This window comes from Acinetobacter sp. UBA2581, assembly GCF_002339435.1.
In the GTDB taxonomy this organism is placed as follows: Bacteria; Pseudomonadota; Gammaproteobacteria; order Pseudomonadales; family Moraxellaceae; genus Acinetobacter; species Acinetobacter variabilis.
On sequence record NZ_DDLD01000103.1, the window covers coordinates 1 to 1,664 of the forward strand.

Consider the following 1,664-nt stretch of genomic DNA (forward strand, 5'->3'; position numbering starts at 1 on the left):
TTTCGCAAGAGATCTAATGAAATTTATTTAATTATTTTACTTCTTTTGCACGTAAATGGTTCTCGGTGACCTCCTTTCTACAAAATCGTGCAGCACCAACTTCTTGATCTGGCGCATTAATTCCTTCTTGATTAAACATCACCTTAGCTGTTTTAAACATAATTTTAAAATCTAGCCAAATGTTATTTTTCTCTACATATTGAACATCTAAGTCGAATTTTTCTTCCCAAGATAAATTATTGCGTCCACTGACTTGGGCAAGCCCTGTCATACCGGGTTTTACCTCATGTCTTCGCATTTGTTCAGCCGTATAATGTTCTAGAAATTCTTTCATTTGAGGTCTAGGCCCAACAATACTCATATCACCTTTTAAAACATTTATAAGTTGAGGCATTTCATCCAAGCTTGTAGAACGTAGTTTTTGACCAAATGGTGTAATTCTAAATTTATCTGGTAAGAGATTACCTTCTTGGTCAAATGCATTTCTCATTGACCGGAACTTAATCATTTTAAAGAGCTTTCCATTTTTACCAGGTCGTTCTTGATAAAAGAAAATTGGTGAGCCTAGATTTCTACGTACTTTATAAGCAATGATGATAAAAACTGGCAATAATATAAATATAGCAGTAAGAGAAATAATAATATCGATTAATCGCTTAGCAACTTTTATATCATTCCTAAAAAGGTCAGCACTAGAATATAGATAAGGGTAAGATGTTAAAGAATTTTTTAAAATTAGATCTTTCTTCCCTCGATAATACCAAGATTTTTTTTTCTCTAGCTTAGCCACTTTATTTATCCGTGGAGAAAATTGAATGATCTGGTTCTTATACCCTTCTTTTTCTATAAGGTTTTTTTTTAAGAAAATATTATCTTTTTCAATAAATAAAGATTTACGTGTTGTAATAGAGCTTTTTACAAAGTTTTCGATCTTATTTTTTTCTTGTTGTAGATCCATTAATAAACACCTCACTATGTCTATCTACGCATCATATCAATTGTATTTTTATTAAAGTAGAGAGACTATTGTTAGCCAATTTCCTATTTTAGTTTTTTAGAAATATTATTATTATTTTTATTAAAATATATATTTAACTAGAATTAATCAAATTTCACCTAACAAGAAACTTGTTTTTATATTTTTTTCTATAAATATTAGACACTTATATCAAAAAAAAGTAAATAATTTATAATTACAATAGATCAGTTAATAATGAAATATATTTCATTATTAAGATAAATAATTTTTGTAAAAAATAGCAAATCTCACACTAAATAAAATGTGACAAAATGTAATTTATTTATAAATAATGAGCCTTATATCACAATGAAATTCTATTTTAAACTTATAATTTAATATATTTCTAATTAATTATACAACCCAGATAACGTTATTTTTATTCTATTGCAAAAAACCTTAAGAAGATAAACTTTATAAAAACATAATAGACCTCTTGCGAAAGTAAAAAATGCCTCAATATAGATTTCATGGGATATGAGAAATTAAACCGTTTTTCAGATTCTGAATTCAAACGCTTGGTTGGCGTACCTCGACAAGTTTTTACTGAAATGGTAGAGGTTTTAGAAAAAGCAGAATCACTCAAAAAGAAATCAGGTCGTCCTCATACTTTAGATATAGAGGATCAGTTGTTATTAACTCTCAA

At 27.8% G+C, this 1,664-nt stretch carries 1 protein-coding gene and 1 pseudogene; one reads left to right on the forward strand and one right to left on the reverse strand.

Features of this window, described 5'->3' with window-relative positions:
- Positions 1-31 precede the first annotated feature (31 nt).
- Positions 32-670: a sugar transferase gene (locus B3Q46_RS13100; RefSeq protein WP_104426855.1), complete on the reverse strand. Its 639-nt coding sequence runs from the start codon at positions 668-670 to the stop codon at positions 32-34.
- Positions 671-1,488: 818 nt separating this feature from the next.
- Between B3Q46_RS13100 and B3Q46_RS13105 the strand changes: the two are divergent.
- Positions 1,489-1,664: pseudogene (locus tag B3Q46_RS13105) on the forward strand (IS5/IS1182 family transposase); the annotation flags it as partial.